General features: G+C 67.0%; 21 protein-coding genes. 10 read left to right on the forward strand and 11 right to left on the reverse strand.

The genetic code is table 11. From position 1 onward, the window contains the following. Positions 1-1854 (reverse strand): ABC-F family ATP-binding cassette domain-containing protein, encoded by a 1854-nt coding sequence (locus ACFQ2S_RS08940; protein ID WP_386074095.1) that lies wholly within the window; start codon positions 1852-1854, stop codon positions 1-3. 185 nt (positions 1855-2039) lie between these two features. On the opposite strand from ACFQ2S_RS08940, the gene ndk reads away from it, so the two are divergent. Beyond that, positions 2040-2462 carry a nucleoside-diphosphate kinase gene (ndk, locus tag ACFQ2S_RS08945; protein ID WP_089231892.1) on the forward strand — a complete coding sequence of 141 codons (423 nt, stop codon included), beginning with the start codon at positions 2040-2042 and terminating at the stop codon, positions 2460-2462. Positions 2463-2541: 79 nt separating this feature from the next. Here ndk and ACFQ2S_RS08950 read toward each other — a convergent pair whose 3' ends face one another. The 4 genes from ACFQ2S_RS08950 to putA all read right to left on the reverse strand — a co-directional run bounded on the left by ACFQ2S_RS08950 (position 2542) and on the right by putA (position 7907). Continuing rightward, the gene (locus tag ACFQ2S_RS08950) at positions 2542-2871 is read right to left on the reverse strand and encodes a TfoX/Sxy family DNA transformation protein (protein WP_386074096.1); all 330 of its coding nucleotides are present in this window, start codon (positions 2869-2871) and stop codon (positions 2542-2544) included. 65 nt (positions 2872-2936) lie between these two features. Beyond that, complete coding sequence (locus ACFQ2S_RS08955; protein WP_176442777.1) at positions 2937-3089, reverse strand: hypothetical protein; 153 nt, start codon at positions 3087-3089, stop codon at positions 2937-2939. Between the two features lie 150 nt (positions 3090-3239). Then, positions 3240-4319 (reverse strand): AbrB family transcriptional regulator, encoded by a 1080-nt coding sequence (locus ACFQ2S_RS08960; protein WP_386074097.1) that lies wholly within the window; start codon positions 4317-4319, stop codon positions 3240-3242. A 132-nt stretch (positions 4320-4451) separates the two neighbouring features. Then, on the reverse strand, positions 4452-7907 hold the full coding sequence (gene putA, locus ACFQ2S_RS08965; RefSeq protein WP_386074098.1) for a bifunctional proline dehydrogenase/L-glutamate gamma-semialdehyde dehydrogenase PutA: 3456 nt from the start codon (positions 7905-7907) through the stop codon (positions 4452-4454). 124 nt (positions 7908-8031) lie between these two features. Between putA and ACFQ2S_RS08970 the strand changes: the two genes are divergently transcribed. Next, the gene (locus ACFQ2S_RS08970; RefSeq protein ID WP_089231887.1) at positions 8032-8496 is read left to right on the forward strand and encodes an Lrp/AsnC family transcriptional regulator; all 465 of its coding nucleotides are present in this window, start codon (positions 8032-8034) and stop codon (positions 8494-8496) included. A 16-nt stretch (positions 8497-8512) separates the two neighbouring features. Here ACFQ2S_RS08970 and ACFQ2S_RS08975 read toward each other — a convergent pair whose 3' ends face one another. After that, positions 8513-8863, reverse strand: coding sequence for a hypothetical protein (locus ACFQ2S_RS08975; RefSeq protein WP_386074099.1), 351 nt, complete (start codon positions 8861-8863; stop codon positions 8513-8515). A gap of 407 nt (positions 8864-9270) precedes the next feature. Between ACFQ2S_RS08975 and ACFQ2S_RS08980 the strand changes: the two genes are divergently transcribed. Continuing rightward, positions 9271-11970: a calcium-binding protein gene (locus ACFQ2S_RS08980; RefSeq protein ID WP_386074100.1), complete on the forward strand. Its 2700-nt coding sequence runs from the start codon at positions 9271-9273 to the stop codon at positions 11968-11970. 10 nt (positions 11971-11980) lie between these two features. Here the strand turns inward: ACFQ2S_RS08980 and ACFQ2S_RS08985 are convergent, their stop codons facing one another. Further along, the gene (locus ACFQ2S_RS08985; protein ID WP_386074101.1) at positions 11981-12985 is read right to left on the reverse strand and encodes a LacI family DNA-binding transcriptional regulator; all 1005 of its coding nucleotides are present in this window, start codon (positions 12983-12985) and stop codon (positions 11981-11983) included. A gap of 214 nt (positions 12986-13199) precedes the next feature. Here ACFQ2S_RS08985 and ACFQ2S_RS08990 point away from each other — a divergent pair, with 214 nt between their 5' ends. From ACFQ2S_RS08990 to ACFQ2S_RS09015, 6 genes are all read left to right on the forward strand, one after another. Beyond that, positions 13200-14186, forward strand: a complete 987-nt coding sequence (locus tag ACFQ2S_RS08990) for a tripartite tricarboxylate transporter substrate binding protein (RefSeq protein WP_386074102.1) — start codon at positions 13200-13202, stop codon at positions 14184-14186. Positions 14187-14294: 108 nt separating this feature from the next. Beyond that, positions 14295-14768, forward strand: a complete 474-nt coding sequence (locus tag ACFQ2S_RS08995) for a tripartite tricarboxylate transporter TctB family protein (protein WP_386074103.1) — start codon at positions 14295-14297, stop codon at positions 14766-14768. Positions 14769-14775: 7 nt separating this feature from the next. Continuing rightward, complete coding sequence (locus ACFQ2S_RS09000) at positions 14776-16290, forward strand: tripartite tricarboxylate transporter permease (RefSeq protein ID WP_386074104.1); 1515 nt, start codon at positions 14776-14778, stop codon at positions 16288-16290. Beyond that, positions 16287-17078 carry an HpcH/HpaI aldolase family protein gene (locus tag ACFQ2S_RS09005; RefSeq protein WP_386074105.1) on the forward strand — a complete coding sequence of 264 codons (792 nt, stop codon included), beginning with the start codon at positions 16287-16289 and terminating at the stop codon, positions 17076-17078. The genes ACFQ2S_RS09000 and ACFQ2S_RS09005 overlap by 4 nt, the downstream gene beginning before the upstream one ends. A 27-nt stretch (positions 17079-17105) precedes the next feature. After that, a complete protein-coding gene (locus ACFQ2S_RS09010; protein ID WP_386074106.1) occupies positions 17106-18101 on the forward strand; it encodes a dihydroxyacetone kinase subunit DhaK in 996 nt (331 codons plus the stop codon). Beyond that, positions 18101-18706 (forward strand): dihydroxyacetone kinase subunit L, encoded by a 606-nt coding sequence (locus tag ACFQ2S_RS09015; RefSeq protein ID WP_386074107.1) that lies wholly within the window; start codon positions 18101-18103, stop codon positions 18704-18706. The genes ACFQ2S_RS09010 and ACFQ2S_RS09015 overlap by 1 nt, the downstream gene beginning before the upstream one ends. Before the next feature lie 160 nt (positions 18707-18866). Here ACFQ2S_RS09015 and ACFQ2S_RS09020 read toward each other — a convergent pair whose 3' ends face one another. The 4 genes from ACFQ2S_RS09020 to ACFQ2S_RS09035 form a co-directional block, all read right to left on the reverse strand. Next, the gene (locus ACFQ2S_RS09020; RefSeq protein ID WP_386074108.1) at positions 18867-19688 is read right to left on the reverse strand and encodes a sulfotransferase; all 822 of its coding nucleotides are present in this window, start codon (positions 19686-19688) and stop codon (positions 18867-18869) included. A 98-nt stretch (positions 19689-19786) separates the two neighbouring features. Next, a complete protein-coding gene (locus ACFQ2S_RS09025) occupies positions 19787-22441 on the reverse strand; it encodes a glycosyltransferase (RefSeq protein WP_386074109.1) in 2655 nt (884 codons plus the stop codon). Positions 22442-22457: 16 nt separating this feature from the next. Next, on the reverse strand, positions 22458-23885 hold the full coding sequence (locus tag ACFQ2S_RS09030) for a DUF6212 domain-containing protein (RefSeq protein WP_386074110.1): 1428 nt from the start codon (positions 23883-23885) through the stop codon (positions 22458-22460). Positions 23886-24329: 444 nt separating this feature from the next. After that, positions 24330-24905, reverse strand: coding sequence for a YcbK family protein (locus ACFQ2S_RS09035; RefSeq protein ID WP_386074111.1), 576 nt, complete (start codon positions 24903-24905; stop codon positions 24330-24332). A gap of 359 nt (positions 24906-25264) precedes the next feature. Here ACFQ2S_RS09035 and ACFQ2S_RS09040 point away from each other — a divergent pair, with 359 nt between their 5' ends. Continuing rightward, on the forward strand, positions 25265-26869 hold the full coding sequence (locus ACFQ2S_RS09040) for a L,D-transpeptidase family protein (RefSeq protein ID WP_386074112.1): 1605 nt from the start codon (positions 25265-25267) through the stop codon (positions 26867-26869). The last annotated feature ends 45 nt before the right edge of the window (positions 26870-26914 follow it).

Consider the following 26914-nt stretch of genomic DNA (forward strand, 5'->3'; position numbering starts at 1 on the left):
TCAGGCGCCCACCGATTGCGCCGCTTCGAGCCGCTCGGCCGCGTCCATCCAGAGCGCTTCGGCCCGCTCCATCGCTTCCTCGACCTCGGCGAATTTCTTCTGCCAGAGGTCGAGCCGGTCGCGGTTGGCCTCGTCATAGACCGACGGATCGGCCAGTCGCTCGGCCAGCGTCTCGCGCATTTCCGACAGTTTTTCAACGCGCTGCTCGCATTTCCTGAGGTCGGACCTCAGTTCCAGGATCGCCGCCTGGCTGGGCCGCTTGGGCTTGGTCTCGTCCTTCGGCTTCTCCGGCCGGTCGCGCTCCAGCAGCATCGCCCGGTAGGCGTCCAGGTCGTCGTCGAAAGGCGCCACCCGGCCACCGGACACCAGCCAGAGCCGGTCGGCCACGTGGCTCAGCAGGTGCAGGTCGTGGCTGACAAGGATCACTGCCCCGGAATAGGCGGTGAGGGCCTCCACCAGCGCCTCGCGGCTCTCGATGTCGAGGTGGTTGGTCGGTTCGTCGAGGATCAGCAGGTGCGGCGCGTCCAGCGTGGCCAGCATCAGGCTGAGCCGCGCCTTCTGGCCGCCCGAGAGGCGTCCGACCGTGGTGTCGGCCTGCTCCGCACCGATGCCGAAGCCGCCGAGCCGCGCCCGCAGCTTCGCCGGCGCCTCGTCTGGCCGGAGCCGTCGCAGATGCTCCAGCGGCGTCTCGTCGACGTAGAGTTCATCAACCTGGTGCTGCGCGAAATAGCCGACGCGCAGCTTGCCAGACCGGGTGATCCGGCCCTTCTGCGCCTCGAGCCGTCCGGCAAGGAACTTCGACAGCGTCGACTTGCCCTCGCCGTTGCGTCCCAGCAGCGCGATCCGGTCGTCCTGGTCGATCCGCAGCGACAGGCGCGACAGCACCGTTGTCTCGCCATACCCCACCGCCGCGCCCTCGGTGGCGATGATCGGGGGCGGCAGCTCCTCCGGCTCGGGAAAGGTGAAACGGCGCAGCGCGGCTTCCTGCGGCGTCGAGATCGGTTTCATCCGCGCGATCATCTTCAGCCGCGACTGCGCCTGCCGCGCCTTGTCGGCCTTGTAGCGGAACCGGTCGACATAGCTTTGCAGATGCGCCCGTCGGGCCTCCTGCTTGCGCGCTTCGCTCTCCGCCGCCGCCAGCCGCGCCGCGCGGGTCTCGGCAAAGGTGTCGTAGGGGCCCTGGTAGAGCGTGAGCTTGCGGTCCTCCAGGTGAAGGATCGCACCCACCGAGCGGTTCAGCAGCGCCCGGTCGTGGCTGACGATCAGCACCGTGTGGGGATAGCGCGTGAGATAGGTCTCCAGCCAGAGCGCGCCCTCGAGGTCGAGATAGTTGGTCGGCTCGTCGAGCAGCAGGAGGTCGGGCTGGGAAAACAGCACCGCAGCCAGCGCAACGCGCATCCGCCAGCCGCCCGAGAAGGCGGAGCAGGGCATTGCCTGCTCCTCGGGCTCGAAACCGAGGCCGCGCAGGATCGAACTGGCGCGCGCCTCCGCCGACCAGGCGTCGATATCGGCAAGTCGGGTCTGCACTTCGGCGATGCGCGCGGCGTCGGTCGCAGTCTCCGCCTCGGCCATCAGCGCCGCGCGCTCGGTGTCGGCCGCCAGCACAGTGTCGAGCAGCGAAACCTCGTTGCCCGGCACCTCCTGCGACACGCCGCCGATGCGCGCGCCGCGCGGCACCTCGATGCTGCCGGTCTCCAGTGTCAGCTCGCCCCGTATCAGGCGGAAGAGCGTGGTCTTGCCGGTTCCGTTGCGCCCCACCACACCCACCTTGTGGCCGGTCGGGATCACGGCGGTTGCATGCTCGATGAGCGGCCGTCCTTCGACGGAATAGGAGATGTCGGTGAGCTTCAGCATGGTCACGCCTCTGCCCGAGCGCGGAGGCACTGTCAACGCGGCCGGCGCTCACCCTCGCCATTCTCCCTGGTCAAATACCCCGGGGTCCGGGGCAGCGCCCCGGTCCCGCCCGCCAGGTCTTTTCAACCCCGCCCGCCCATGCTACGGCCCGCGCAACTTTCAAAGCTGCCGACAGGAGACATCCCATGGCCATCGAACGCACCCTCTCCATCATCAAGCCGGACGCCACCAAGCGGAACCTGACCGGCAAGATCAACGCCAAGTTCGAGGATGCCGGCCTGCGCATCGTCGCCCAGAAGCGCATCCACCTGACCAAGGATCAGGCCGGCGTGTTCTATGCCGTTCACAAGGAGCGCCCGTTCTTCGACGAGCTGACCTCCTTCATGGCCTCCGAGCCGGTCGTGGTGCAGGTGCTGGAAGGCGAGAACGCGATCGCGAAGAACCGCGAAGTCATGGGCGCCACCAACCCCGCCGAAGCGGCCGCCGGCACCATCCGCGCCGAGTTCGCGGAATCGGTCGGCGAGAACTCGGTCCACGGCTCCGACGCCCCGGAAACCGCCGCTGTCGAGATCGCCTATTTCTTCTCGGGCCTCGAACTGGTCGGCTGACCCTTTCGATCCTCACGCCCGGCGTGATCAGGCCGCTCCCTTCCCGGGGTGCGGCCTTTTTCGTCGTCGATGTGCGGGGTCAGCGGTGCCGGCCGACGCCAATCTCGTCGAGGATGCGTTCGATCCCGTGGTCGGGGCTGGTCGTCACGCTGGCGACGATGGCGTCGAAACGGACGCGGAGCGCCTCCTTCTCGGCGCCCTTGCAATCGTTCCATGGGCGGCCGTGCAGCCCCATCTCGATCACGTAATAGCCGATGAAGTGGGGACGGGTGCCGGTCATCAGCAGCCGTCGGTAGGTTTCATCCGCGCCGAGCGCTCGCAACTCCTCGGCCGAGTTGATCCCGGCGCGGGCACAGGCGGTCTCCATCGCTGGACCGAGGTTGCGTATGCTGGACACGGGCTCTGACATGGCGCAACCCTACTTGCCCGGCGGGGCCGGGCAAGAGGAAGCTGATGTCTGCCGGCGCTCCGGGTTCAGATGCTGGCGAAGTCGGTGAAGACGTAGAGCGGATGACGCCCCGGTTCGGGGGCGGGAGAGGCCTGTTCGGTGCGCGGTGCACGGCGCTTGCGCGTCTCGGGCGGCCGTTCCGGCGCCGTCTTGGAGGCGGGGATCTGGTGGTCGTTCATTGTTCTGCTCGCTTTGTTGCGGTCTCCCGGACGACCGGTGCCGCGTTTGTTGTCCGAAAATCTCAACACCGAAACCTGACGCAGGGGTAGCGAAATCGCTTCCGCGCCTCGATCCGCCAATGAAAGTTGGCAGATCTGCAACGCGGGAGGTCAGCCGTCGCCGTCCTCCGGCGGGGAGCCACCGAGGCGCGCGCCGAAGGTCCGGAATGCCAGGGGCATCCCGAAAACGACCATCACGATGCGCGCGATATGCATGGTCGAGACGAAGGCCACGTCCTGCCCCATGGCGAGCGCCAGCAGCGACATCTCGGTCAGGCCGCCCGGCGAATAGGCCAGCACGCCCTCGGCCAGCGACGTGCCGGTCAGGGGGCCGAGAAGCGCCGCGAAGAGCGTGGTGACGCAGAGCAGGATCAGCGTCGCGCCGAGCCCGAGCGCCATGTCGCGCCCCATCTCGCGCGGCTTCACGCCGATGAACCGGCAGCCGAGGATGGTGCCGATGGTAATCTGGCTGGCGATCACCAGGATCGAGGGCGGCGGCAGCGTGACGATCTCCGTCAGGTGGGCGGCGGCGCTGAGCAGGCCGGGGCCGAAGAGCTGCGGTGCCGGAAGGCGCAGCGGCTTTGCCAGTAGGGCGCCGAGGATGGCGCAGCCGCCCAGCACCGCCCAGTCCTTGAGCGCAAGGTCGCCGAGGCCGACCCAGGTCTGCGCCCCCCGGGCGGCCCGGATGTCGAGCACCAGCGCATAGACCAGCGCGATGATCGAGATCACGAGGAAGACCCGCAGCGCGTGTGCGAGTGCGATGCGCCGCTCGTCCCCGCCAGACGCGCCGCCGAGGATCACCATCTCGTTCAACCCGCCGGGCGCGGCGCAGAAGAAGGCGTCGACCGGACGATATCCGCCGACACGGCGGTAGAAGGCAAAGCTGGCGCCGGTCGCCACGGCGAGAAAGGCGGGCAGCAGGATCAAGGTGCCGGTCCAGTTGGCCATGTGGCCGAGCATTTCCGGGTGAAAGCCCGAGCCGAGCATCACGCCGATGATCGGCACCACGACGCCGCGCGCCGGCACAGGGCCGTGCAGGGGCGCGCCCGCCAGCGCGGCCAGCCCGCAGCCGAGCATCGGGCCCAGCATCCAGGGCAGCGGCAGGCCCACCCGCGCGGCAAGGCCGCCCGAGAGAATGCCGATGATGGCAGCCAGCGCGATCCGCGGCCAGAGAGAGGAGGGTAATGTCATGTGCGCGTCTTCTCCGCCCCCATGGCACGGCGCGGCGGCACAGGCAAGAAGGGGCCTGTCTGCCCCCTCCGTCCCGGGACAGAGGGCCCGGGACTCCCCACGAGGAGGCTTGGAAAACGGCGAGGTTGAGGGCTACTGAGAGGCGGCCGCCAGGAGTGCCGCGTTTCCGCCCGATGCCGTTGTGTCGACGCAGACATGCCGTTCGAGTTGGAACGGGGCGGTTTCGCCTGAGCCCGTGACCAGCGGCAGGATCGGGCCCGTGCGGGCCGCCAACGCCTTGCGCAGGTCTCTCGCGGTCTCCGCGTCGCCCCACCAGAGAGCGGCGGAGAAGCCGTCGAGTTCCGTGAGCGCCGCGGGAGTGAGGGCGCCCGTCACCTCGACCGGCGTGGCACCGGCGGCGCGGACCTCCGCGGCCTGGGCGGCAACCGCCTCCGCTCCCGGTCCGAGGCAGAGGACGGGCGCGCGGGGCAGGGTGGAGAGACGGTTGGATTCGCCGGTCGGGCCGGGCAACTCGTGACGCGCGATCGGGGCCTTCGCCTTTGCGGCGGCGGCGAGCGCGTTGCGGATCAATGCCAGCTCCGCTGTTCCCTGTTGTCCACCCGCGGCCGTTTCCGGCGAGTGCGGGGCGGTGAAATGGGGCAGATACTCCGGCCCGCCCGCCTTGGGGCCGGTCCCGGAGAGACCTTCACCTCCAAAGGGCTGGGAGCCGACCACGGCGCCGATCTGGTTGCGGTTGACATAGATGTTGCCGGCCGCGACCCGGTCCACCACGGCCTGCACCCGGTCGTCGATCCGCGTATGCAGGCCGAAGGTGAGCCCGTATCCGGTGGCGTTGATCCGGTCGATCACTGCGTCCAGTTCCTCGGCGCGGAAGGTGGCGACATGCAACACCGGGCCAAAGATCTCGCGCTCCAATGCCTCGATCCCGGAGACCCGGAGCACCGCAGGGCCGGTGAAGAGGCCAGTCGCGGGAACCTTGAGCCGGTGGATCAGCCGGCCTTCGTCCTTTGCCTTTGCCACATGGGCCTCGATCGTGGCGCGCGCCTCGGCGTCGATCACCGGGCCGAGGTCGGTGGAGAGATCCCAGGGATTGCCGGGGCGCAGGCATTCCATCGCGCCTTCGAGCATCTCCAGCAGGTCCTCGGCGATGTCTTCCTGCACGTAGAGGCAGCGCAGGGCGGAGCAGCGCTGGCCGGCGGACTGGAAGGCCGATGCCAGGACGTCGCGTACCGCCTGCTCCGGCAGGGCCGTGCTGTCGACGATCATCGCGTTCAGCCCGCCGGTCTCGGCGATCAGCGGCGCCGATGGCGCGAGACTGGCGGCCATGGAGCGGTTGATGATCTGCGCGGTGTCGGTGCCGCCGGTGAAGCAGACGCCGCCGATCCGCGGATCCGAGGTGAGCGCCGCGCCCACGGTCTCACCGCGGCCGGGCAGGAGCTGCAGCGCGGTTCCCGGCACCCCGGCCTCGTGCAGCAGGCGCACGGCGGCGGCGGCGATCAGCGGGGTTTGCTCGGCAGGCTTGGCGATCACCGCGTTGCCGGCGGCGAGTGCTGCGGAGAGTTGGCCGGTGAAGATCGCGAGCGGGAAGTTCCACGGGCTGATGCAGGCGAAGGTGCCGCGGGCGGGCCGCTCGAGCCCGGCGATCCCGCTGGCGTAGTAGCGCAGGAAGTCCACCGCCTCGCGCAGCTCGCCCACCGCATCGGGCAGGGTCTTGCCGGCCTCGCGGGCGGCAAGTGCGAAGAACAGGCCGAAGTTCTCCTCGTAGAGCGCGGCGGCGCGGCGGAGGACGGCGGCGCGTTCGGCCGGCGAGGCATCCCACGGCCGGGCGGCCTCCAGTGCGGCCTCGATCAGCTCGGCCGGCGTCTCGACCACATGGCCGACGATGTCGGAAGGATCGGCCGGGTTCAGGATCTCCAGCCCGTCGCCGTCATAGCCCTGTCCGGCGACGATCGGCCCGGCGCGGAAGCGGGCCTCGCGTTGCGGGGCGCGAGCGGCGTCGATCTCGGCCAGATCCTCCGGCGCGGTCAGATCCCAGCCGCGGGCGTTGCGGCGGTCGGCGCCGAAGATCTCGGCCGGCAGGATCACCGGGGTCGGCTTCGCCAGCGCCGCCGCTGCGGCGTCGAAGGGATCGGCCGCGACGGTGGTGGCGGGCACAGCCTCGTCGACGATCTGGTTGACGAAGGAGGAGTTGGCGCCGTTCTCCAGCAGGCGGCGCACCAGATAGGCCAGCAGGTCGCGGTGCGCGCCGACGGGGGCGTAGATCCGGCAGCGGGTGCCCTCGCGGTCCTTGACGATCTGGTGCAGCCGCTCTCCCATGCCATGCAGGCGCTGGAACTCGAAGCTGTCGCGGTCCTGCGCCATGTGCAGGATCGCCGCGGCGGAATGCGCGTTGTGAGTGGCGAACTGCGGGTAGACGCGGCTGGTGGCGGCCAGCAGCTTGCGGGCGCAGGCGATGTAGCTCACGTCGGTCAGCGGCTTGCGGGTGAAGACGGGGAAGCCCTTGAGCCCCAAAACCTGCGCGCGCTTGATTTCGGCGTCCCAGTAGGCGCCCTTGACCAGCCGCACGGTGAAACGGCGGTCGAGCTCTTCGGCCAGCGCCACGATCCAGTCGATGGCGGCTGTCGCGCGCGGTCCATAGGCCTGGATCACCGTCCCGAAACCGTCCCAGTCGGCCAGCGCCGGGTCGCGGGCGACCGCTTCGAAGACGTCGAGGGTCAGCTCCAGCCGGTCGGCTTCCTCTGCGTCGATGGTCAGGCCCATGTCGGCATGTTTGCAGGCCACCGCGATGTCGCGGATGCGCGGGACCAGCTCCTTCATCACCCGGTCGCGCTGGCTCACCTCGAAGCGGGGGTGCAGGGCGGAAAGCTTGACCGAGATTCCCGGATTGGAGCGGATGTCCTCCGACTTCGCCGCGGGCGCGATGTTCTTGACCGCCGTCAGGTAGGCGGCGTGGTAGCGCAGCGCGTCGGCCTCGGTCCGCGCGGCCTCGCCAAGCATGTCGTAGGAGTAGCCATAGCCCTTGGCTTCCATCTTCGCAGCCCGTTTCAGCGCGGAATCGATGGTCTCTCCCAACACGAACTGGTTGCCCATCTGGCGCATCGCCTGACCGACGGCGGTGCGGATCACCGGCTCTCCCAGCCGGCGCACGGCGCCGCGCAGGGTACCGGCCAGCCCCGGATGATCGCTGTCGAGTACCTTGCCGGTGAGCAGAAGGCCCCAAGTCGAGGCGTTGACCAGCATGGAGGCGGACTTGCGCATGTGCCGGTTCCAGTCCGACGGCGCGATCTTGTCCTCGATCAGCGCGTCGATCGTGGCGGCGTCCGGCACGCGCAGCAGCGCCTCGGCCAGGCACATCAGCGCGATGCCCTCGTCGGTGGAGAGCCCGTACTGGGCAAGGAACATCTCCATCAGGCCCGGGTCGTCCGACTTCCGGATCGCCTCCACGATGCCCGCGGCGTCTGTTCCGATGGCGCCGCGCGCCTCGGGGGAGAGATCCGCGATGGCGGTCAGGTCCCGGAGGCAGGCAGCCTCGTCGGGCAGGTGGAGGGCGCGAAGGCGCGCGCGGGCAGTGTCGGGCGTCTGGGTCATGATCATGCCTGTAAGTGGAGCTCGGGAAATGATATGCGCTCCGGGGCGGTCTGATTTCCCTATGTTCGCCATCTGGCGGTCGATAGGATCGAAATGGAGTTCAGAAGCAGGAGAATTGCCCGCTGTGACTCGGAGCAACCAGCCCCTCGATTCCTTCGATCACGCCATCCTCGATGTCGTGTCCGCCGAGGGCCGTATCCCGGTGACCGATCTTGCGCGTCGGATCGGGCTCTCGAAGTCGCCGACCCAGGCGCGGCTCAAGCGGCTTGAGGCGGAAGGCGTGATCACCGGCTACCAGGCGATGCTGGACCCGATCCGCCTTGGCCGGGCCCATGTGGCCTTTGTCGAGGTGCGCCTGACAGACACCCGCGAAAAGGCGCTGGCCGAGTTCAAGCGCGTGGTCCGCACGATCCCGGAGGTGGAGCAATGCCACCTGATCGCCGGCAATTTCGATTACCTGCTCAAGGTGCGCACCTCCGATATCGTGAGCTACCGGCAGGTTCTGGCCGAGAAGCTCTCGGCCCTGCCGCACGTCGCCAGCACCTCGACCTATGTCGCCATGGAGGCGGTGAAGGAAGGGCAGTTCTGAGCGGTGGACGGGCCGATCAACGCCCGGTGCAGCGGCGCAGGATCGGCGCGATCTCTTCGGACAGGCGCTCCGGGAAGATGCCGAGCGTGGCGCCGTCCGGCGCATAGAGCACGGTGCCGCCGTTGTGCTCGATGGTGCCGTTGCGATACCAGCCGGCGGGCGGGCCGGCAAAGACCATCAGGTCCATCCGCCATCCGTCGGGCGTCGGCCGGGTGTCGTAGCGCAGGGGCAGCCGCTCCAGCCGAGGTGCGATGCAGGCGAAGGTGGCGTTGGGCGCGCGAGACGTCACCGCGACAGGCACATCCGGCGCCGGCCCGCAGGCGGCCAGGGCAGGCAGTGTCAGAAGGAGGGAATGGCGCGGTTTCATGGGGCCGAGACTACGCCGTTAACGTTTCGTTAGCATCGATTTCCTTGGCAAATGGTTAACGCCGCGCGTTGGCGCCTGAGTGGGCTGGTCGCCGTTGCAGACGATCACAGGCAGCGCGACGCCCGGGGCGGACCTGCTGATCAATGTTACCGGGCTTGCAACCCTTTCGGTGCAGGCACCCCGTGAGGATCGGCCCTCATTGTATTGAAAAGTATAAAACAAATCATACTCAGGATTCGATCCAGACAGATCTTCTCCGAGAGATTGATGCAAATCTAAACGAAGTTCCACATTGCGGCCACGCTTCGTTAAGCGGGGACCAAGCCCGCGGGCGTCCTGATCGAGGGGAGTTCAGGACGCCGGCGAACCGCCGTCGGCGCCTCCGGTACAGGACACGAGGCCGCCCGATGACCACACGTATTGAATTCCAATCCGATTCCCCCCTTGGCCATGTCGACGACGCCATGTTCGGCGGTAATTTCCTGATCGACCGCGACCGCATGGACGCCGGCACCTATGACGAGGCGATCCGCGAGCTCGGGCTGACCAACATCCGTTATCCCGGCGGTTCGATCACCGAATGGTATTTCGACATCAACGACCCCGACCGGACTAGCATCTGGGATCCGATGCGCGGCGAGACGCGCGAGTTGCTGCCGCTCTCGACCTTCCTCGCGCAGGCCGGTGCTGCGGGCGTCGGGGTCAACCTGGTGATCCCGACCGGGTCGCTGCTGGACGAGGGCAAGCTCGGCAGCCGGTATCCGTCAGACGCCGCCTTTGCCGACGTGAAGGCCTATGTCGCTGACGTGTTGGCGGGCAAATACGGTGATGCCGAGATCGTGGGGATCGAGATCGGCAACGAATACTGGCTCTCTGGCGAGATGACCGACGCCGAATACGCCCGGATCGCCAGCGTGATCGCGGAGGCCGCGCAGGAGGCCATCGACGACTTCGCCGCATCTGGAGATGGCCCCCGCGGCTGGCAGGAGCCAGAGATCGCCGTGCAGATCGGTCAGTACGGCCGCTATTCCACCGATCCCGGCCACCTGCAGAACGACGTCATCATGGAAGGGCTGAGCGACGCGGCCGTCGCCGCCATCGATGCGGTCGTGGCGCATTACTACACCTGGGGCAGCTACGAGGAGCTGGCGAATTTCGGTTATTACTTCGGGAGGCAGCAGAGCTGGCTGGAGGACGCGCGCTTTGCCGGGATCGAATACCACATCACGGAGTGGAACACCGCCAACGGGCGGACGGAGGATACGGGCCTTAAGCAGGCCTCGGCGTTGCTGTGGATGTTCTCCGAGATGGTGGAGCAGGGGGTGGACGCGGCCTATGTCTGGCCGGTTCAGCAGTACCACAGCACCAACTTGGCCGGGAACGAGGGGGATCTGGGGCTCTCGCTTGCGGGCGAGGCGTTCCGGCTGCTGTCGGACAGCGTGAAGGGGATGGACCTTATCGCCCGCGAAGGCGGCACCACGGGCGATGTCCATGTCTACAGCAAGGGCGCGGAGACGGTGGTGTTCATCGCTTCCCGCGCCGAGGCGGCGGAGAAATTCGTGCTCGACCTCGAGTCGCTCGGTCTCGACGGCCAGTTCTACTGGATGACCGAACTCGGGGCGGACGGGTCGGCGGACGAGGTGGGCGCGACGCCGGTGCTGACGATCAGCGCCGGGGAGGAGAACGCCGCCGCGCAGCAGGGGTTTACAGTCGGGTCCTATGGCGTTCTGCGTGTCACTTTCCTTGACGACATCCGCACCGGAACGGATGCCGACCGGCCCGACGCCTACACTGGCAGCGAGAGGGCGGACATCCTGAAGGGCTCGGGGAGTGCCGACAGGCTTCTGGGCCTGGGCGGCGCCGACCGGATCCACGGCGGCGCCGGCGCCGACTGGATCGAGGGCGGTGCGGGCGACGACACGATCGACGGCGGCAACCAGAACGACCGGATCGACGCCGGCACGGGCGATGATCTCGTCCTCGGCGGGAACGGCCGCGACCTGGTGTTCCTCGGAGCCGGAAACGACGTGTTTCAGGATAATTCCCAGAGCGGCACCTTCGGGGCGGACACGGTGATGGGCGGCGCGGGCAACGACATGCTGGTCGGTCGCGCCGGGGACGACACGCTGATCGGCGGAGCGGATGCCGATACGGTCTTTGGCGGTAATGGCGCGGACGAGTTGCAGGGAAGCCGGGGCAACGATGCGCTCTATGGCGGCGGTGGAGCGGACAGCCTCGATGGCGGCGCGGGAAGCGACCTGCTGCAAGGCGAGGCGGGCAACGATGTGTTGTCCGGCGGGCAGGGCAACGATCAGATCTTCGGCGGCCGCGGCGACGACGAGATCGACGCCGGCGACGGGCATGATGTGGTCGAGGGCGGCAACGGTGCAGACTCGGTCCGGCTCGGCGACGGGGACGACCTGTTCCGTGACACCGGAGAGACCGGCGCGGCCGGCTCCGACAGCGTCTGGGGCGAGGCGGGAAATGACACGCTGACGGGGCAGGGCGGCGACGACTGGCTCTCCGGCGGGAGCGGGGACGACCGGCTCTCGGGCGGTGTCGGCAACGACACCCTTGACGGCGGCATCGGGGACGATCTCGCGTGGGGCGGCGCGGGTGAGGATGTGCTGCTCGGGGGTGGCGGGGCCGACAGGCTGCGTGGCGGCGACGGGGCAGACCGGCTGGACGGGGGCGAAGGGAACGACGACCTCAAGGGGGATCGCGGCAACGATATCCTGATCGGCAGGGCCGGCGACGATTACCTCGACGGATGGTCCGGCAACGACGACCTCTCGGGCGGCGCCGGCAACGACCGCCTGATCGGGGCGCGTGGCAATGATATTCTGAACGGCGGCCGGGGCGATGACCGGCTGACCGGAGGGGCGGGGGCCGATACCTTTGTCTTCGCCGCCGACGACGGCGCCGATACGCTCGTGGGCTTCGAGGAAATGGACGTGATCTGCATCACCGCCGAAGGGGTCGGCTACAAGGATCTCGAGATCACCTTTCAGACCGACGACCGCGCCATCATCGGCTTCGCCGGCACGGAAATCACGATCACCGGCCTCGGTGCCGATCTCGACGCCAGCGATTTCGTGTTCAGCTGAACGGCGCGACTTATGGGGCCGGGCCGGTCGTGCCGCGGAAGACCAGTCGCGGCGCGATCACCCGGGAAACTGGCGTCGCGAAGGGCGCGTCGATCCGTTGCAGCAGAAGTTCCGCAGCGGTGCGGCCGATCATCCGCTTACGCACATGCACCGTCGAGAGGGCCGGTTCGAAATAGGCGGTCTCCTCGATGTCATCGTGCCCGATGATCGAGATGTCCCGCCCGACCTCGAGGCCGCGTTCCCGGCAGGCGGAGACCGCGCCGAGCGCGAGCAGGTCCCCGAAGCAGAGCACGCCGGTCACCTCGGGCGCCGCATCGAGGATCTGGATCATCGCGCGGCGGCCGGCCTCCAACGTCGTATGCGACGTCGGCAGGACGAGCGTGGGGTCGATCGGCAGGCCGGCCTCCCGTAAGCCGGTCTTAAAGCCTTCGAACCGCCCTCGGGCGGTGCTGGTGTCCTGACCGCCGCCGATCCAGCCGATCTTGCTATGGCCCAGCTGCACAAGCGCGTGCACCGCCATCCGAATTCCGAGCGGATCGTCGTTCACGACCTGATCGAAACTCTCGTCGTCGAGCCCGCGCGACATCAGAACCGTCGGGAACTGCGGCCCGACCACCTCGCGCAGCGCCTCGGCGCGCGTACCCGCCACAGGGGACAGCACGAGTCCGTTGGAGCCCTGTTCCAGCATCCGGCGAATGAAGCTGGCCTGAACCTCCTCTTCCTCATGCGCATTGCAGAGCAGCACCAGTCGGTCGCTTTCCCGTAGCGCTTCCTCGATGCTGGTAACAAATTCCGCGAAGACCGGGTTTCGCAGATCGTTGACGCAGACCGAGACGGTGTCATTTGTGCCGGTCCGCAGGTTGGCCGCGTGGCGGTTGTATATGTATCCCAGCTCGCTCGCGATCCGCTTGATCTCGGCGCGTTTATCTTCGGAAATTCTCGGGCTGTCACGCAGCGCGAGCGAGACCGCGGACACGGAAACGCCTGCGGTGGCGGCGACGGTCTTGAGTGTCACGCGGGGCGTCATCCTGCACTCCTCCCTTTGGTTTTCCCGTCGGACGGTGCCACCCGGGGGCGACGGATCGTCTCGGTCAGGGCCGTGAGTCCAGTGTTGCTCAATCGATTGACTAATGCTACCGTTCTTTTATTCGGACGTGCAGGGAGACCCGTGGAGGACGGGACCGCGCGCCGGAAACAGCACATAACAGTGTGAATCTTGGGAGGATTCCATGACGACGACCCACCTGACCAGACTTCTGGGCGCCACGGCCCTCGGATTCGGCGCCGTGCTCGCGACCCAGGCTGCGGCCGAGTGCGACTGGAAGCCCGAACGCGCCGTGACCTACATCGTGCCCTGGGGGGCCGGTGGCGGCACCGATGCCAACTCGCGGATGCTTGCCAGCCTGCTGAGCCAGGAATTCGGTGTGCCGTTCAACGTGGTCAACCGCACCGGCGGCAACGGGGTGACCGGCCATTCGGCAATCGCCCGCGCCGAGCCCGATGGCTATACCGTCGGCGCCGTGACGGTCGAGATCAACACGATGCACTGGGTGGGTCTGACCGACCTTACCCACGAGGACATCACCCCAATCGCGCTGGTGGACGTGGTGCCGGCCGGCTTCACCGTGAAGGCCGACAGCGAATTCGGCTCCGTGACGGAAGTGCTTGAATACGCCAAGGCGAACCCGGGCGAGTTGACCGCATCCGGCACCTCGCAGGGCGGCATCTGGCACCTGGCGCTGGCCGGCCTGCTCAACGCCGAGGGGATGGATCCTCAGGCTATCCGCTGGATCCCCTCGCAAGGCGCGGGGCCGGCGATGCAGGAACTGATGGCCGGTGGCGTCGACGTGGTAACCGTGGCGCAATCCGAAGCAAAGACGCTCATCGAACAGGGTGAACTGAAGGGCCTGGGCTACATGCACACCGAGCGCATGGCCGCGCTGCCGGACATCCCAACGACGGCCGAGGAACTGGCCTCCGGCTGGACGCTTGCGGCCAACATCACCATCTCCGGACCCGGCGGCATGGATCCCGAGATCGCCTGCTCCTACGAGAAGGCGGCGCTCAAGGTGATGGGGACCCAGGAATGGGCCGACTTCAAGGCCAGCCGGGGCGCCGATGTGGTGCTGATGGGCAGCGAGGACCTGGCGGCCCTGATGGTCAAGAACGACCAGGCGCTCGGCGACACGATCAAGGCGATCGGCATGGCGAACTGACGGCCATTCGCGCCGGCTGATGCCATTCCGCAAAGTCCGGGGCAGCGCCTCCCCCCCCAAAACAGCTGCCCCGGACACCATCTCGAACCGCACGTCGAGAGTTGACCCATGATGAACAAAGATGTCGCCACGGGCGCCGTTCTGGCAGCCTTCGGGGCTTGGCTTGTCCTTGAGGCACGCACCTTTCCCACGCTCGCGGGCATGACGCACGGCCCGGGGCTCTTTCCAAGCATCGCCGGCAGCGGCCTGATAATCTGCGGTCTGCTGATCCTCGCCACGGGGCTCGTCAAGCGCGCCGCGTCGGTCCCCGTGGCCGAGCCGAGTCCACCGATGTCCCGGCAGGCCTGGATCAACACCGGCGCGGTGCTGGCCAGCGTGGTGTTCTTCGCGCTGTTTCTCAACAAGCTCGGATTTCACCTCGTCGCCTTCCCGATGCTGCTGGTGCTGTTGATCCTGTTCGGGATCAACTGGTTCAAATCGATCCTGCTGGCCGTGGGTGTCACCGCGCTGGTGCACCTGATCTTCTACTCCTTCCTGCACGTCCCGCTGCCCTGGGGCCTGCTCGAACCGATCGCGTGGTAGGCCCGACATGACCCCAGATGTCTTAATGACCGTCCTGGCGCCCGAAAACCTCGCCATCATCGCCATCGCCACCTTCTATGGCTGCTTCGTAGGCGCCGTGCCCGGGCTGACCGCCACAATGGCTGTGGCGCTCCTCGTGCCCTTCACGTTCTTCCTCGATCCGATCCCCGCGATCAGCGCCATCGTCGCCACCACGACCACCGCGATCTTCGCCGGTGACGTCTCGGGGACGTTGTTGAGGATTCCGGGTACACCGGCTTCGGCGGCCTATGTCGACGACGCGCACCGGCTGTCGCAGGAGGGCCACGCTCGAACCTCCCTGTTCGTTTCGCTCTTCACCGCGGCGGTGGGCGGCGTGGTCGGCGTGCTGATCCTGATGCTGATCGCGCCGCAGCTCGCGCGCATTGCGATCAGCTTTTCAAGTTTCGAGACTTTCTGGCTGGCCTGCCTCGGCCTGACCTGTGCGATCTTCGTCGGCGGCGGTACGGTGCCCAAGAGCTTCGCCAGCCTGTGTATCGGCCTCGCCGTCGCCTCGGTCGGCATCGACGTGGCAGTGGGCCATCCGCGCTATACCTTCGGCGTGCCGGACCTGCTCGACGGGATCAGCTTCATCCCGGCGATGATCGGGATCTTCGCCTTCTCCGAGGTGTTGCGCACGGTGCAGAACCTCGAGAAACCCAAGGAAGCCGTGACCCAGATCACCGAGAAGGTCGGCCGCGCGCTGGCCGGCGCCTTCCGCATCGTCGTCCGCTTTCCGGGGACGCTTGCGCGTTCCTCAGTGCTGGGCACGCTCGTGGGTGCCTTGCCGGGGGCAGGGGCCGATATCGCGGCCTGGATCTCCTATGCTCTGGCGCGGCGGTTCTCCAAGACCCCCGAGAAGTTCGGCAAGGGCAGCTACGAGGGCATTGCGGCGGGCGGGTCGTCGAACAACGCCGCCATCGGCGGGGCATGGACGCCGGCGCTGGTCTTCGGCATCCCCGGCGACAGCGTCACCGCCATCGCGATCGGGGTGCTGCTGCTCAAGGGCATGACCCCCGGGCCGCGGATCTTCGTCGATCAGCCGGAGTTGACCTCGGCGCTCTTCGGCTCGTTCCTCGTCGCCAACATTATCATGGTGCCGGTCGGGATCCTCGCGATCCTCGCCTCCACCTACATCCTGAAGGTCCCGCGAGCGGTCATGGCGCCGGTGATCCTGCTGTTCTCGCTGGTCGGCGCCTTCGCCATTGCCGGCACCGTCACCGCGGTCTGGATCGTGCTCGCGCTCGGTCTGGTCGGCTATCTGATGGAGCAGAACGGCATCCCGCTCGCGCCCGCGATCCTCGGGATCGTGCTCGGCAAAATCATCGAGGACAACTTCATGATTTCGATGATCAAGGCGCAGGGCGACTTCATGGGCTTCTTCGACAGGCAATACTCGCTTGTTCTCGGCATCCTCACGCTCGGCCTCTGGGGTCTTCTGATCCTGCGGACCGTGCGCGAGGTGCTGCGGGCGGGAAGAACACGGAAAGGGGTTTCCAGATGACGTCGAGAAACTGGCTGCGTCAGCAGCTCTCCGAAGGGCGCACCGTCCGGGCGATCTGGCAGGAGCTTGCCTCGCCCACGCTGGCCGAGGCCGCTATCTGGGCGGGCTGGGACTGCGTGCTGATCGACAACGAGCACGGTCAGGGCGACCTTGCGTCGACGGTCCAGATGGTGCGCGCGGTCGAGGCCGCGGGCGGCCATTACATCGTGCGCGTGCCCTGGAACGACCAGGTCTATCTCAAGCGGATCCTCGACCTCGGGATCCACACGATCATGGTGCCGATGGTCAACGACCGCGCCGCTGCCGAGGCCGCCGTCGCCGCCTGTCGCTATCCGGGCAAGGGAGCGCGGGGCTATGCCGCGCCGATCGTGCGGGCCTCGCATTACGGGGCGCGACCCCAGTACGTCAGCGAGTCCACCGACGAGCTGTTCCTGCTGGCGCAGATCGAACATCGCGAGGCTGTTCCGAACATCGCAGAAATCGCCGCGGTCGAGGGGATCGACATGCTGTTTCTCGGCCCGCACGACCTCGCCGGCTCCATCGGCAAGCTCGAGCGGCTCACCGAGGAAGAGGTCGAGGCCTACGTCGGCGAGACGGAGGCGGCGATCCGCGCGACGGGCAAACCGATGGGCACCGTCGGCCGGCCGCTCCGGACCTATGGAGAGCTGCAGACCCGTGGCCATTCTCTGATCGTGGGGCCGAGCGACATCGGTCTCTACGCGGAGGCCGTGCGGGAGGCGGGCCAGGAGATGGACAGACAGCTCTCCGCCGCGGGCGACGCGGCGTGACCGGTCGCTGAAAAAGGAAATGGTGACATGAAGAAGATCCTCAATTCACCCGACAGCTACGTGGACGAGATGCTGGAGGGCCTCTGCGCCGCGCATCCCGAGTTCTATGCCCAGCCGGAGCCCCGCGTGATCGTGCGCGCGGGCGGCAAAACACCCGGCAAGGTCGGCATCGTGACCGGAGGCGGCTCCGGCCACCTGCCGGTCTTCACCGGCTATGTCGGCAAGGGCCTGCTCGACGGCTGCGCCATCGGCAACGTCTTTGCCTCGCCCTCGGCCGAGCAGATGGCGGCGACCATGCGGCATGCCGATGCCGGCGCCGGCGTGCTGCGGCTCTACGGGAATTACGGCGGCGACGTCATGAACTTCGACATGGCCGGCGAGATGGTGGAGATGGAGGACGACATCGCCTCCACCACCGTCCTGCTGGCCGACGACGTGGCCTCCGCCGGGCCGGAAGAGGCCGAGAAGCGCCGCGGCGTGGCGGGCATGGTCTATGCCTTCAAGATCGCGGGCGCAAAGGCCGAGCAGATGGCGAGCCTCGAGGAGGTGACGGCGGTGGCGCAGAAGGCGGCGGACGCCTGCCGCTCTATCGGCATGGCGCTCTCGCCATGCACCGTGCCGCAAGCCGGCAAGCCCACCTTCGAGATCGGCGAGACCGAGATGGAGATGGGCATGGGCATCCACGGCGAGCCCGGCATCTGGCGCGACGAATTGAAGCCCGCCGACGAGATCGTCGACGAGATGATGGAGCGCCTGCTGGCCGACATGCCGCTGGGGCAGGGAGATCGCTGTTCGATCCTCGTCAACAGTCTCGGCGCGACGCCGCCCGAGGAGCTCTACATCATGTTCCGCCATGCCAAGGCCGTACTCGACGGCAAGGGCGTGGAGATAGTGATGCCGCTGGTGGGCCGCTACGCGACCTCGATGGAGATGGCGGGCGCAACGATCACGCTTTGCAAGCTTGACGACGAGTTGGAAGCGCTGCTCAAGGCGCCCAGTGACTGCGCGTTCTGGAGGGTCTGATGGCAGAGTTCACCACGGCCAGCCTGCGCGCCGCCACGAAGCGGATCGCCGATCACGCCGAAAGCGTGGCGGCGATGCTCAACGAGGCCGATGGCCGCCTTGGCGACGGCGATCTGGGCATCACCGTCTCCAAGGGCTGGCGCGAGATCGCCGACAATGCCGAGGGCCTTCCCGCCGATCTGGGGAAGGCCTTCATGGAATGCGCCAAGTGCTTCCAGCGAGTCTCGTCCTCGTCCTACGGCACGCTCGTCGCAACGGGCTTCATGTCGGCCGCCAAGGCCTGCAAGGGGCGCGAGGCCGTGCCCTTCGCCGAGGTATCCGACCTGCTTGCCGGCGCCTGCGAGGCGATGATGGCGCGCGGCAAGGGCAACCTGGGCGATAAATGCGTTCTCGACAGCATGGATGCGATGGCTCGCGCGACCGCGGGGCTCGACGAGCCCGGGGCGCTTCAGGCGGCGGCGGAGGCAGCCGCGGCCGAGACCGTAGAAGCATTCACGCCGCAGCAGAACAAGCTCGGCCGGGCCCGGATGTTCGGCGAAAAATCCGCCGGCATCGCCGACCCCGGACAGGTTGCGGCGCTGGAGATGGTCCGCGCACTTGCCTGAACCCTGCGAGGATCGTGCGGGGTGTCCGCGAATGCCCCGCGCATCAGGCTCCTTCCCCGGAGGTCGGCCTGTGCGGAGGTCGGGCTTCAGTCTACGGGGCGGGAGGGGCCGGGCGCCGCCGGAGCGGCGTGCGCCCGCGCCCTAAACGGCACCGCCATTATCAGGCGCCCGCGCTGTCCATAGCGCGCGAGCGCAGGCTGGCGTATTCCGCCATCGCCTCTTCACGGAACTCGGAATCCTCGATCGACCCCCATTCCTCTTCGCGCGAGAACCCCTTGGCGGCCTTCTCCTGAAGCGCGCCGCCGGGATCGCTCTGAACATGCACGCCCTCGGTCGGCACATGAAGCTGGCCGAAGGCCTTCATCATCCTGTCTGAGAAAGGCACGCCGACGCGTTCCATCATCCGCCGCATCTGAGGCTCGGGGTCGGCCACGAGCTGGTCGTAGAGCATGATATGCCGCAGCCCGGCGTGCTGGTGGCCGATGATCTTGTACATGATGTACTGCGCCCGCCAGAGCGCCAGGTCCTTGCCGCCCCAGAATTTCTTGGAACTGAGAAAGACGTCGTTGGGATGCCGGATGATCGTGAACTTGCGCGCCTGCGGGAACGAGGTGTTGAAGACCATCCAGTACCATTTGGCAAAGGCGTCCCAGTCCTTGCTCGAAAAGTCCCACATGATGCGGGGGGTGCCGATGGGCTTCATCATCCAGTGTTCACGCTCGGACGGATAGATGGTCAGAAAGGCCTTGCGGACCAGCGCGCCGGCGTCGCGGCCGTAAATGTCTGGGTTCTCGACCTTGCCGTAGCGGGTGAGCCCCGACACCTGCTCGAGCGCGCGCCATGTGGTGAACACCATGTTGCCGGCCTCCCCGACGCAATCCATGTCCCCCCGCGCCGCGAACGCCTTGAACAGGAGCGAGGTGCCGGAGCGGCCGTGGGCGATCAGCGAGACCGGTGCCTTGATGTTCTGAATATTGGGCACTGTTCCTATCCTTCTCGGCGGTTTGGGACCTCGCCGGTTGTTCCATCGCTAAGCCGTGGGGCCGGCGATTTCAACCGGGGCGGCGGGGGCGGCGCGGATCACCTGCCCGCTGCGAGTACCGCCTCGCTCGCGTCCGGCGCATCGGCTTTACGCCGGGGCGCAATGATGCGTTCAAGCCCGGCGTGAAGTGGTGCGGTCGCGGATCGCCAGTCCCGATCCCGCATGTCGTTTCGGGCCCGATCCGACAGTCTCCGCAGAAGCGCGCGGTCCGCCGACAGCCGGGCGAGCGCCTCGACGCAGTCGCGCGACGCGGTTTCGACGTTCAGAAGCACGCCGTTCTCGCCATCCATCAGGACCTCGGAGACGGCTCCCACATCGGTCGCCACGGTCACCACGCCGGAGCGCATCGCTTCGAGGATGGTCAGCGGCAAGCCCTCGTAGGACGAGAGCAGAACCATGACATCGGCCCAGGCGAAGGCGTCGAGCAAGTCCTCGGCCTCGGTGAGGGGCGGTTCCAGCAGGTCTTCCATGTAGCCGGGCAGGGGCGGTGCGTCCGAGCCGATCACCGATTTGCCTACCACGCGCCAGTCGATGGCCATCCCGCGCTGCCGGGTGTCGATCACGCATTGCGACAGCTTGTCGATGCCCTTCTGCCGGTCCAGCCGTCCGAGGAAGATCACCCGGAGCGGGTCCGCATCGCCGCGCGCGTTGCGTGCATCCTGATCGACGGCGAGCCGGGCCGGATCGGCCGGGAAACTCGGCGCATTGGGGACAGGCAGGATCTTCTCCGAAGGGACGCCCATCGCGTGGCACCAGTCGCCGAGCCGGTGTGAGCAGGGCAGGAACAGGTCGTAGGCATGTTCGTAGGCGAGCCCGAGATAGGTGTTGCCCAGCGATCGGCCAAAGGGCGACAGCTCGTTGAGGTGCAGCGAGTTCGCGGTCACGACGCCGAGTCGCCTGAGCTGACCCATGATGCCGCCGATGGCCCCGCCATGACAGTTGATCACAACGTCGAGCCAGCCCATGAGCCCCAGGGCGGGGCCGTGGTTGCCGCCTGTCGCCCAATCCGGCACGTCGGTCCCGAAATAGGTCTGTGCGCCCGCTTTCCAGAGCGTGAAATCCGCTGCGGAGAGAAAGTTCACGCTCTCGAAGGTGCTCTGCCATTCGCGGGAGATCGCGCCCTCGTTCGCATCCACGATGAAGAGATGCGGCGCCCAGCCGTGGCTGCGCAGGCCCGCGGCCATGTTCAAGGCGACCTTCTCGACCCCGCCGAACTCGACGAGCGGCAGGATCAGCCCGACATGGCGCCGGCCGTCTGGCGCCTTTGGGTACACCGGCGCGCCGCCGAAGGGCGCTCGCACCAGATGGTGAGCCTGTGATCGAAGCTGGATATCGCCAACCCGCCATTCCCAGGTGCAGAAGGCGGCTTCGCGGTAGCGCGAGCCGTGCAGGCGGCCAAACAACGCGCGCATGTCCCGGGCGACAAGACCGCGCGCTTCGGAGTTTCCTGCGCCCAATGCTTCGCCGGGCAGTCGCAGATCGAGGGTCGTTCCGTTCATCCGCGCGGCCGGATCGGCGGGGACAGGCCCGTCCGGCCCGCCTTCCGTCAGGAATTCGAGCAGCCAGTCCGAGCGGACCACCAGCAGATCGGCCGTATCCGGCAGGCCGTGAGCCGTCGTGCGCTCTGTGAACTCGAACCGGCTGTCGGCGTTGCTCAAGAGCGAGAGCGAGGCAACGCCGCTTCGCTCCGCCATCCACTCCAGTTTCCACAAGGCCCAACGCAGCACGCCGGCCTGCTCGAGAGCCGTCATCACACCGCTGCGTGTCAGAACCACGAAGGGCGGGAAGTGAAACCGCGTGGGGGCGATGCGTCGCCGCCAGATCATCTGTTCGAAGCTCTCGAGCGAGACATTACGGATAGTCTCGGCCAATGGGTCGACAGCGAGGCGCACCCCATCGGTATCTGCCATGAGGATCGCAAATCGGGGACATTCAGCCTGTTCCAGGGCCAGCAGGCTCTGGGGGTCGTACAGGTCTCGGTGCTTGTGGCGCATCGTGCCGCGGATCATCTCGGCATCGCGCGCCGAGTTGGCCAGCATGCTCTCGGGCCGCTTGCGATACTGGAAGCCGAAATCCTCGAGGTTTCGCCCTCGAAATCCGGCACATCCCGCGCTCAGGAAGAAATCCCAATCCTCGAAGCCGAGCTTGAAGTCGGTGTCGAAAAAGATTCCGGCGTCGAACACCCGGCGATGGATCAGGCTGCCCGCTTCTGAGATGTTCATGCCGGTATGGACCAGCTGGGAATAGTCGCCGCCATAGTCTCCGGCGAATTCCAGCCCGATCATGTCGATGTTGGGATAGATCCAATCGGCCTCGGGATGGGCGTCGAGCGCGGCCATGGTGCGTGCCAGTGCGTCTGGCCGAAGTTTGTTGTCCGCATCGAGCATGTAGAGCGCCTCGACACCGGGAAAGGCCTTCATGGCGTGGCGGATGCCGTGATTGCGGGCATCGCTCAGCCCGCCATTGGGCTTGCGCAGATATGTGATGCGGTCCGGGCAGGCCAGCGCGTAATCGCTGCAGACGGCCTCTGTCTCGGCATGCGGGCAGCCGTCGTTGACCAGAAAGACATGGATGCCGAACCCCGCCCTCTGGTCGAGCACCGATTGCACGGCCTCTGCCAGCAGCACCGAATGCCGAAAGATCGGCACGATCACCGCGATACGAGGTGCGAGATGGGGGCAGGGCGTCGTCATCTCCAACTCCGGGCTCTTAGGCATTGGCGCGTATGCTGAAGACGCAGCAGCGCAGATCCTCGGGGAGGACGGCTTGGCTGTCGCCGGGGGCGTACGGCAGGCGGGTCACGACGCAGATGTCGTTCGGCGTGTCGAGCGGTGCATCGAGAAAGAGCTGTATCTCCGCCCATCGCGCGACCGGCAGCGGCACCCAATCGGTCATGGTGCAGGCCGCCAACGCCGCCGCGTCGATCGGGCCGGTGCGGCTCGGGTCGGCGGGCAGGATCGCAAGCGCGTATTCAACGGTCGGGCCGGCCTCGGCCTTGGTCTCCACGCCACAGACGATTTGCTGCATGCCTGGCACGGCTGCGCCGGCAATCCGCGCGATCGAAGGCCCCGCGGCCGTCGGCGTGACGGTCAGCCCTCCGAGGGCATCTGAATAGGCCACCCTTCCGTGAAGGGAGCCGTTTTCCGCGTCGCGCAGGGCCTGCGTCGGCACGATCCACCGGCGCGGATGGATGATCCGGTCGATCCGGGCGCCGGCGGCGTGGGGCAGGCTGGTGCCTGCGACACAGGACCAGCCAGCAGTGGCCAGGACCGCCTCCTGCGGAACGCTGTTTCGGGTTGCCTGGAAGCGGGGATCGGGGTGCCCGATGGTCTGGGAGAGTTTTAAAGGGCTGTCGCCCTGCCACTGCGCGCGCAGGATCACTGTCTGGCGATCCGTATCGAGGCTCACGCCACGAGACAGCCGCAGCCAGCCCTCATGGATCTCGGCGGCCGGTATGGTCCATTCGGCAACGATCTCGCCGCTTTCCTGAAGTTCCAGCGACAGGTCCAGGCGCCCGTCCGTGTCGCCCGGACGCTCCGCAACCGATATTGCGACGTCCGATAGCCCGGCGGAAGACATCGGCAGCCGCTGCTCGACCCTGTCCTTGTTCTGCAGGGTGATCGGTGGTCGGGCGCTGATCGGTTCGAGTTGAAAGGCGAGCGTTCGCGCCGGCCCACCGGTGTTGTAGACATAGGTTTCGAGACGGCTGAAGGCGGTTTGGGTCGCATCGTGGACGGTTCGCAGCGCCGCGAGATCGCGTTGAAGCTGGACGTTGCGCGCAGCCTGGGTGGCGCGGCCATCCGCAAGGGTCGCAACGAGCCACCTTAGGATCGCCGTTTGCGGCGCGTCATGCGGCTGCGGCAGGTCCAACCTGGCCGGCAGCTCGGTTCCGAAGTGCGCACTCCAGGCGTCGGCGAGGGTGTCAGCTTCTTCGGCCGCCTCGGGGCTCAGGATCAGCATTCCCACCATCTGCGCATAGGCCTGCGCTGCCGCCAGCGGGATGCCGGCCAGCCGCGCGGTCGGCGCCCCTGTCTCATCCACCGACAGTACGGCAACCGGGAGAGGAAAATCGATTTGCTCGGTGCGATGGGAGTCTGACGGGGCAATTGCGATGAATGGCCCGTTGGGCTGCTGCATTGTCGAAACTTTCTGGCTTCCGGATCTTCCTGGACCCTGTCCGTTGGGACGGGGCAGGTGTCCAGCCACTTTCTTGACGGTGCCATGCTCCTGGTCAAGTGGTGAGGGGAACAATCGCGCGCCGGAAGCCAGGTTGTTGCAGAGCGGGACGCGATGCGCCGGGGCGAGCCCTTTTTTTGGGGGGGGCTGAATGCGTTTTGGAGCATGACGCGAGCGCGCGTCCACCGGTCCACGATGTCGTTGCTGAGTCCGGTTCCATGGCTCGGATGTGGGTGGTCCGAAAGTGGTTTGCGCAGAAGGCCTGGATATCTCCATTCCGGAACCAAGAGCAGGAACCGCGCAGTTGGCGGGGCCGTTCTGCAACGCACAATGGCCCCGCCCGCCGTTAGCGGTCGAAGCCTTTACATAGGCGGGACAGCGCCCGTCAGGGCGTCGATGTGGTGTTCAGCCGTTCCACTGGCGGACGACGCCGCAGTCCATGTGAACGAAGTTGGAGCCGCGATAGACTCCCACGCCACCGGCTTGGCAGGCCTGCGCGGCTTTCGCCATCTGGTAGATCGAGCGATTTCCGATACGCAGGTCGGCGGCCTGACCCTTCATGTGAAGGGAGTTCTTGGCAACGCCGCCGGAGCGGGACCGGAGCATCGCGTTGGTCGCGGGCGACCGGTAACCGGACAGGAGCATGTAGGGCTCCGACGTGTCCATCAGGTTGTGCGACGCGGCCATGATGTCGATCGTGCGAGTGTCGATCGTGCGGACCTCGTTGCGACGCCAGTCGCGCATGAATGCGTTGATTTCGTTGAGTGCGTCTTTGATGTAGTCGCCCTCGATCCAGTAGATCGTGTCCATGGTCTCGCCGGTACGACCGTTGTACATCTTCAGGCGCCGCACATCACCGCCTCCACGAAGAAATCCGGCCGCGCCCGCGTAGGTCGGTGCCGCCGTTATGGCTGTTGCTGCGAATGCTTTGAGAACGCCACGTCTTGAGAGCCCCCTGGGGGTGCTGTCGCCATCGGTCATAGGTTTGCCTGTCCCGTTTGCCTGTCGTCTGTCCGCATTTTTGCGGTTTTTCTCCACACCTCATCCCCAGGTGTGCAAGTGTGATGCCACAAAGCGATTCTCCATCCAAGTGCACAATTGGCGCAACGGCTGAATTTGGCCGAAAGTAGGCAGAAACTTGCTTAGAAACGCCTAACGCGGGAACATTTTTCGAACTTCGGGCAATGCCGGCTTTTGTTGCACTGCAGCGTCGCGCGTAGGCCACACCCGCGGCCGGCAGTCGGGTAGCCGGCAATTCCACGTGGACACCGCCGGGCGCCGTGCGAGAATGGGTGTCACGAAACGACGCGAAACTTTTGTTACCATTAAAGGGATTTGCCATGCCGTTCGCGGTCACCCGCCGTTCGTTCTCCACCTGCCTCATGACCCTCTCCGCGATCGCGCTCATCGGGCTGGCGGAGCCTGTCCAGGCGCAGGTGACCGCGTTCAAGCAGGCGGTGGCGGAAGCGTCGTTTGGCAACGAGGCTGTGGCCACCTTCTACCGGACCCGCGGCTATGCGCCGATCTTCACCGGCGAGCAGGATGGCACGCGCCGCGCGGCCCTGCTGGCGGCGCTGGAGACTTCCGATATCCACGGCCTGCCGGCAGGCCGCTACGATCCGGAGACGCTCAAGGCCGCCTTCGCCGCCGCCGAGACGGCGCGGGACCGGGGGCGGGCGGAAGTGCTGGCGGCCAAGATGTTCCTGCAGTTCAGCACGGATATCCAGACCGGGGCCATGACCCCCGGAAAGATCGACAGCGAGATCGTGCGCCAGGTGCCGCGCCGCGATCCGGTGCTGCAGTTGCAAGCCTTTGCGAAGTCCTCTCCCCAGGGTTTCATGAAGGCGCTGCCGCCCCGCACCCAGCAATACAACGCGCTCCTGGCCGAGAAGCTGCGGCTGGAGGCGACGCTAGGCCATGGCGGCTGGGGCCCGAAGGTTTCGGCGGGCAAGCTCGAGCCCGGGCAATCCGGCGATCAGGTCGTCGCCCTGCGGAACCGGCTGATCGCGATGGGCTACATGAAGCGCTCCGCCAGCGGTTCCTTCGACAGGACGCTGCAGAAAGCGGTTCAGCAGTTCCAGATCGAGCACGGCCTGGAACCCGACGGCGTTGCTGGCCCGGCGACGCTGGCCGAGATCAACATCGAGCCGCAACAGCGCCTGAGCCAGGTGATCGTGGCAATGGAGCGCGAACGCTGGAGCAACGTGCCGCTTGGTGAGCGCCATATCTTGGTAAATATCACCGAGTATACCGCCCGCATCATCGACAACGGCAAGGAGACCTTCTCGACCCGCGTCGTGGTCGGCAGCGACCAGTCGGGCCGGCGCACGCCGGAGTTCTCCGACGTGATGGAGTACATGGTCATCAACCCGACCTGGAACGTTCCGCGTTCCATCGCGACCAAGGAATACCTGCCGCTGCTGAAGAAGAACCCCAATGCGGTGAGCCACCTCCGGGTCGTCGACTCCCGTGGCAGGACGGTGAGCCGCGGCAGCGTCAACTTCGCGCAATACACGGCTTCTTCCTTCCCGTTCAGCCTCAAGCAGCCGCCGTCGCAGAGCAACGCGCTCGGGCTGGTGAAGTTCATGTTCCCGAACCCGTACAATATCTATCTGCACGACACGCCGTCGAAGAACCTCTTCGCCCGTGACCAACGGGCCTTCTCTCACGGCTGCGTGCGGCTCGCGGAGCCTTTCGAGTTCGCCTATGCGCTGCTGGCGCGCCAGACCTCGGATCCCGAAGGGCTGTTCCATGCGCGGCTCAACTCCGGCTCTGAAACCCGGGTCAACCTCGAGGAGCCGGTGCCTGTGCACCTGCAATACCGCACCGCTTTTGCCACGGCGAAGGGTAGGATCAGCTACCGTCCCGACATCTATGGCCGGGATGCCCGGATCTGGGCGGCGATGCAGGCGGCTGGCGTGAAACTCGGCGACGCCGGGAGTTGACGTGGCGGGGCCGCCGCGCCCCTTCGCCCGCTCATGCGCACAGGC

The sequence above is a fragment of the Tropicimonas aquimaris genome, assembly GCF_042676185.1.
Lineage (GTDB): Bacteria > Pseudomonadota > Alphaproteobacteria > Rhodobacterales > Rhodobacteraceae > Tropicimonas > Tropicimonas aquimaris.

What these genes read in the sequence shown, in the direction of transcription:
- ACFQ2S_RS09025 (WP_386074109.1), bottom strand. Translation starts at nt 22,441, where the DNA reads ATGACGACGCCCTGCCCCCATCTCGCACCTCGTATCGCGGTGATCGTG.
- ACFQ2S_RS08955 (WP_176442777.1), bottom strand. Translation starts at nt 3,089, where the DNA reads ATGAACGACCACCAGATCCCCGCCTCCAAGACGGCGCCGGAACGGCCG.
- ACFQ2S_RS09040 (WP_386074112.1), top strand. Translation starts at nt 25,265, where the DNA reads ATGCCGTTCGCGGTCACCCGCCGTTCGTTCTCCACCTGCCTCATGACC.
- ACFQ2S_RS08975 (WP_386074099.1), bottom strand. Translation starts at nt 8,863, where the DNA reads ATGAAACCGCGCCATTCCCTCCTTCTGACACTGCCTGCCCTGGCCGCC.
- ACFQ2S_RS09010 (WP_386074106.1), top strand. Translation starts at nt 17,106, where the DNA reads ATGAAGAAGATCCTCAATTCACCCGACAGCTACGTGGACGAGATGCTG.
- ACFQ2S_RS08980 (WP_386074100.1), top strand. Translation starts at nt 9,271, where the DNA reads ATGACCACACGTATTGAATTCCAATCCGATTCCCCCCTTGGCCATGTC.
- ACFQ2S_RS09030 (WP_386074110.1), bottom strand. Translation starts at nt 23,885, where the DNA reads ATGCAGCAGCCCAACGGGCCATTCATCGCAATTGCCCCGTCAGACTCC.
- ACFQ2S_RS09035 (WP_386074111.1), bottom strand. Translation starts at nt 24,905, where the DNA reads ATGACCGATGGCGACAGCACCCCCAGGGGGCTCTCAAGACGTGGCGTT.
- ndk (WP_089231892.1), top strand. Translation starts at nt 2,040, where the DNA reads ATGGCCATCGAACGCACCCTCTCCATCATCAAGCCGGACGCCACCAAG.
- ACFQ2S_RS08990 (WP_386074102.1), top strand. Translation starts at nt 13,200, where the DNA reads ATGACGACGACCCACCTGACCAGACTTCTGGGCGCCACGGCCCTCGGA.
- ACFQ2S_RS08950 (WP_386074096.1), bottom strand. Translation starts at nt 2,871, where the DNA reads ATGTCAGAGCCCGTGTCCAGCATACGCAACCTCGGTCCAGCGATGGAG.
- ACFQ2S_RS09000 (WP_386074104.1), top strand. Translation starts at nt 14,776, where the DNA reads ATGACCCCAGATGTCTTAATGACCGTCCTGGCGCCCGAAAACCTCGCC.
- ACFQ2S_RS08960 (WP_386074097.1), bottom strand. Translation starts at nt 4,319, where the DNA reads ATGACATTACCCTCCTCTCTCTGGCCGCGGATCGCGCTGGCTGCCATC.
- ACFQ2S_RS08940 (WP_386074095.1), bottom strand. Translation starts at nt 1,854, where the DNA reads ATGCTGAAGCTCACCGACATCTCCTATTCCGTCGAAGGACGGCCGCTC.
- putA (WP_386074098.1), bottom strand. Translation starts at nt 7,907, where the DNA reads ATGACCCAGACGCCCGACACTGCCCGCGCGCGCCTTCGCGCCCTCCAC.
- ACFQ2S_RS08995 (WP_386074103.1), top strand. Translation starts at nt 14,295, where the DNA reads ATGATGAACAAAGATGTCGCCACGGGCGCCGTTCTGGCAGCCTTCGGG.
- ACFQ2S_RS09015 (WP_386074107.1), top strand. Translation starts at nt 18,101, where the DNA reads ATGGCAGAGTTCACCACGGCCAGCCTGCGCGCCGCCACGAAGCGGATC.
- ACFQ2S_RS09005 (WP_386074105.1), top strand. Translation starts at nt 16,287, where the DNA reads ATGACGTCGAGAAACTGGCTGCGTCAGCAGCTCTCCGAAGGGCGCACC.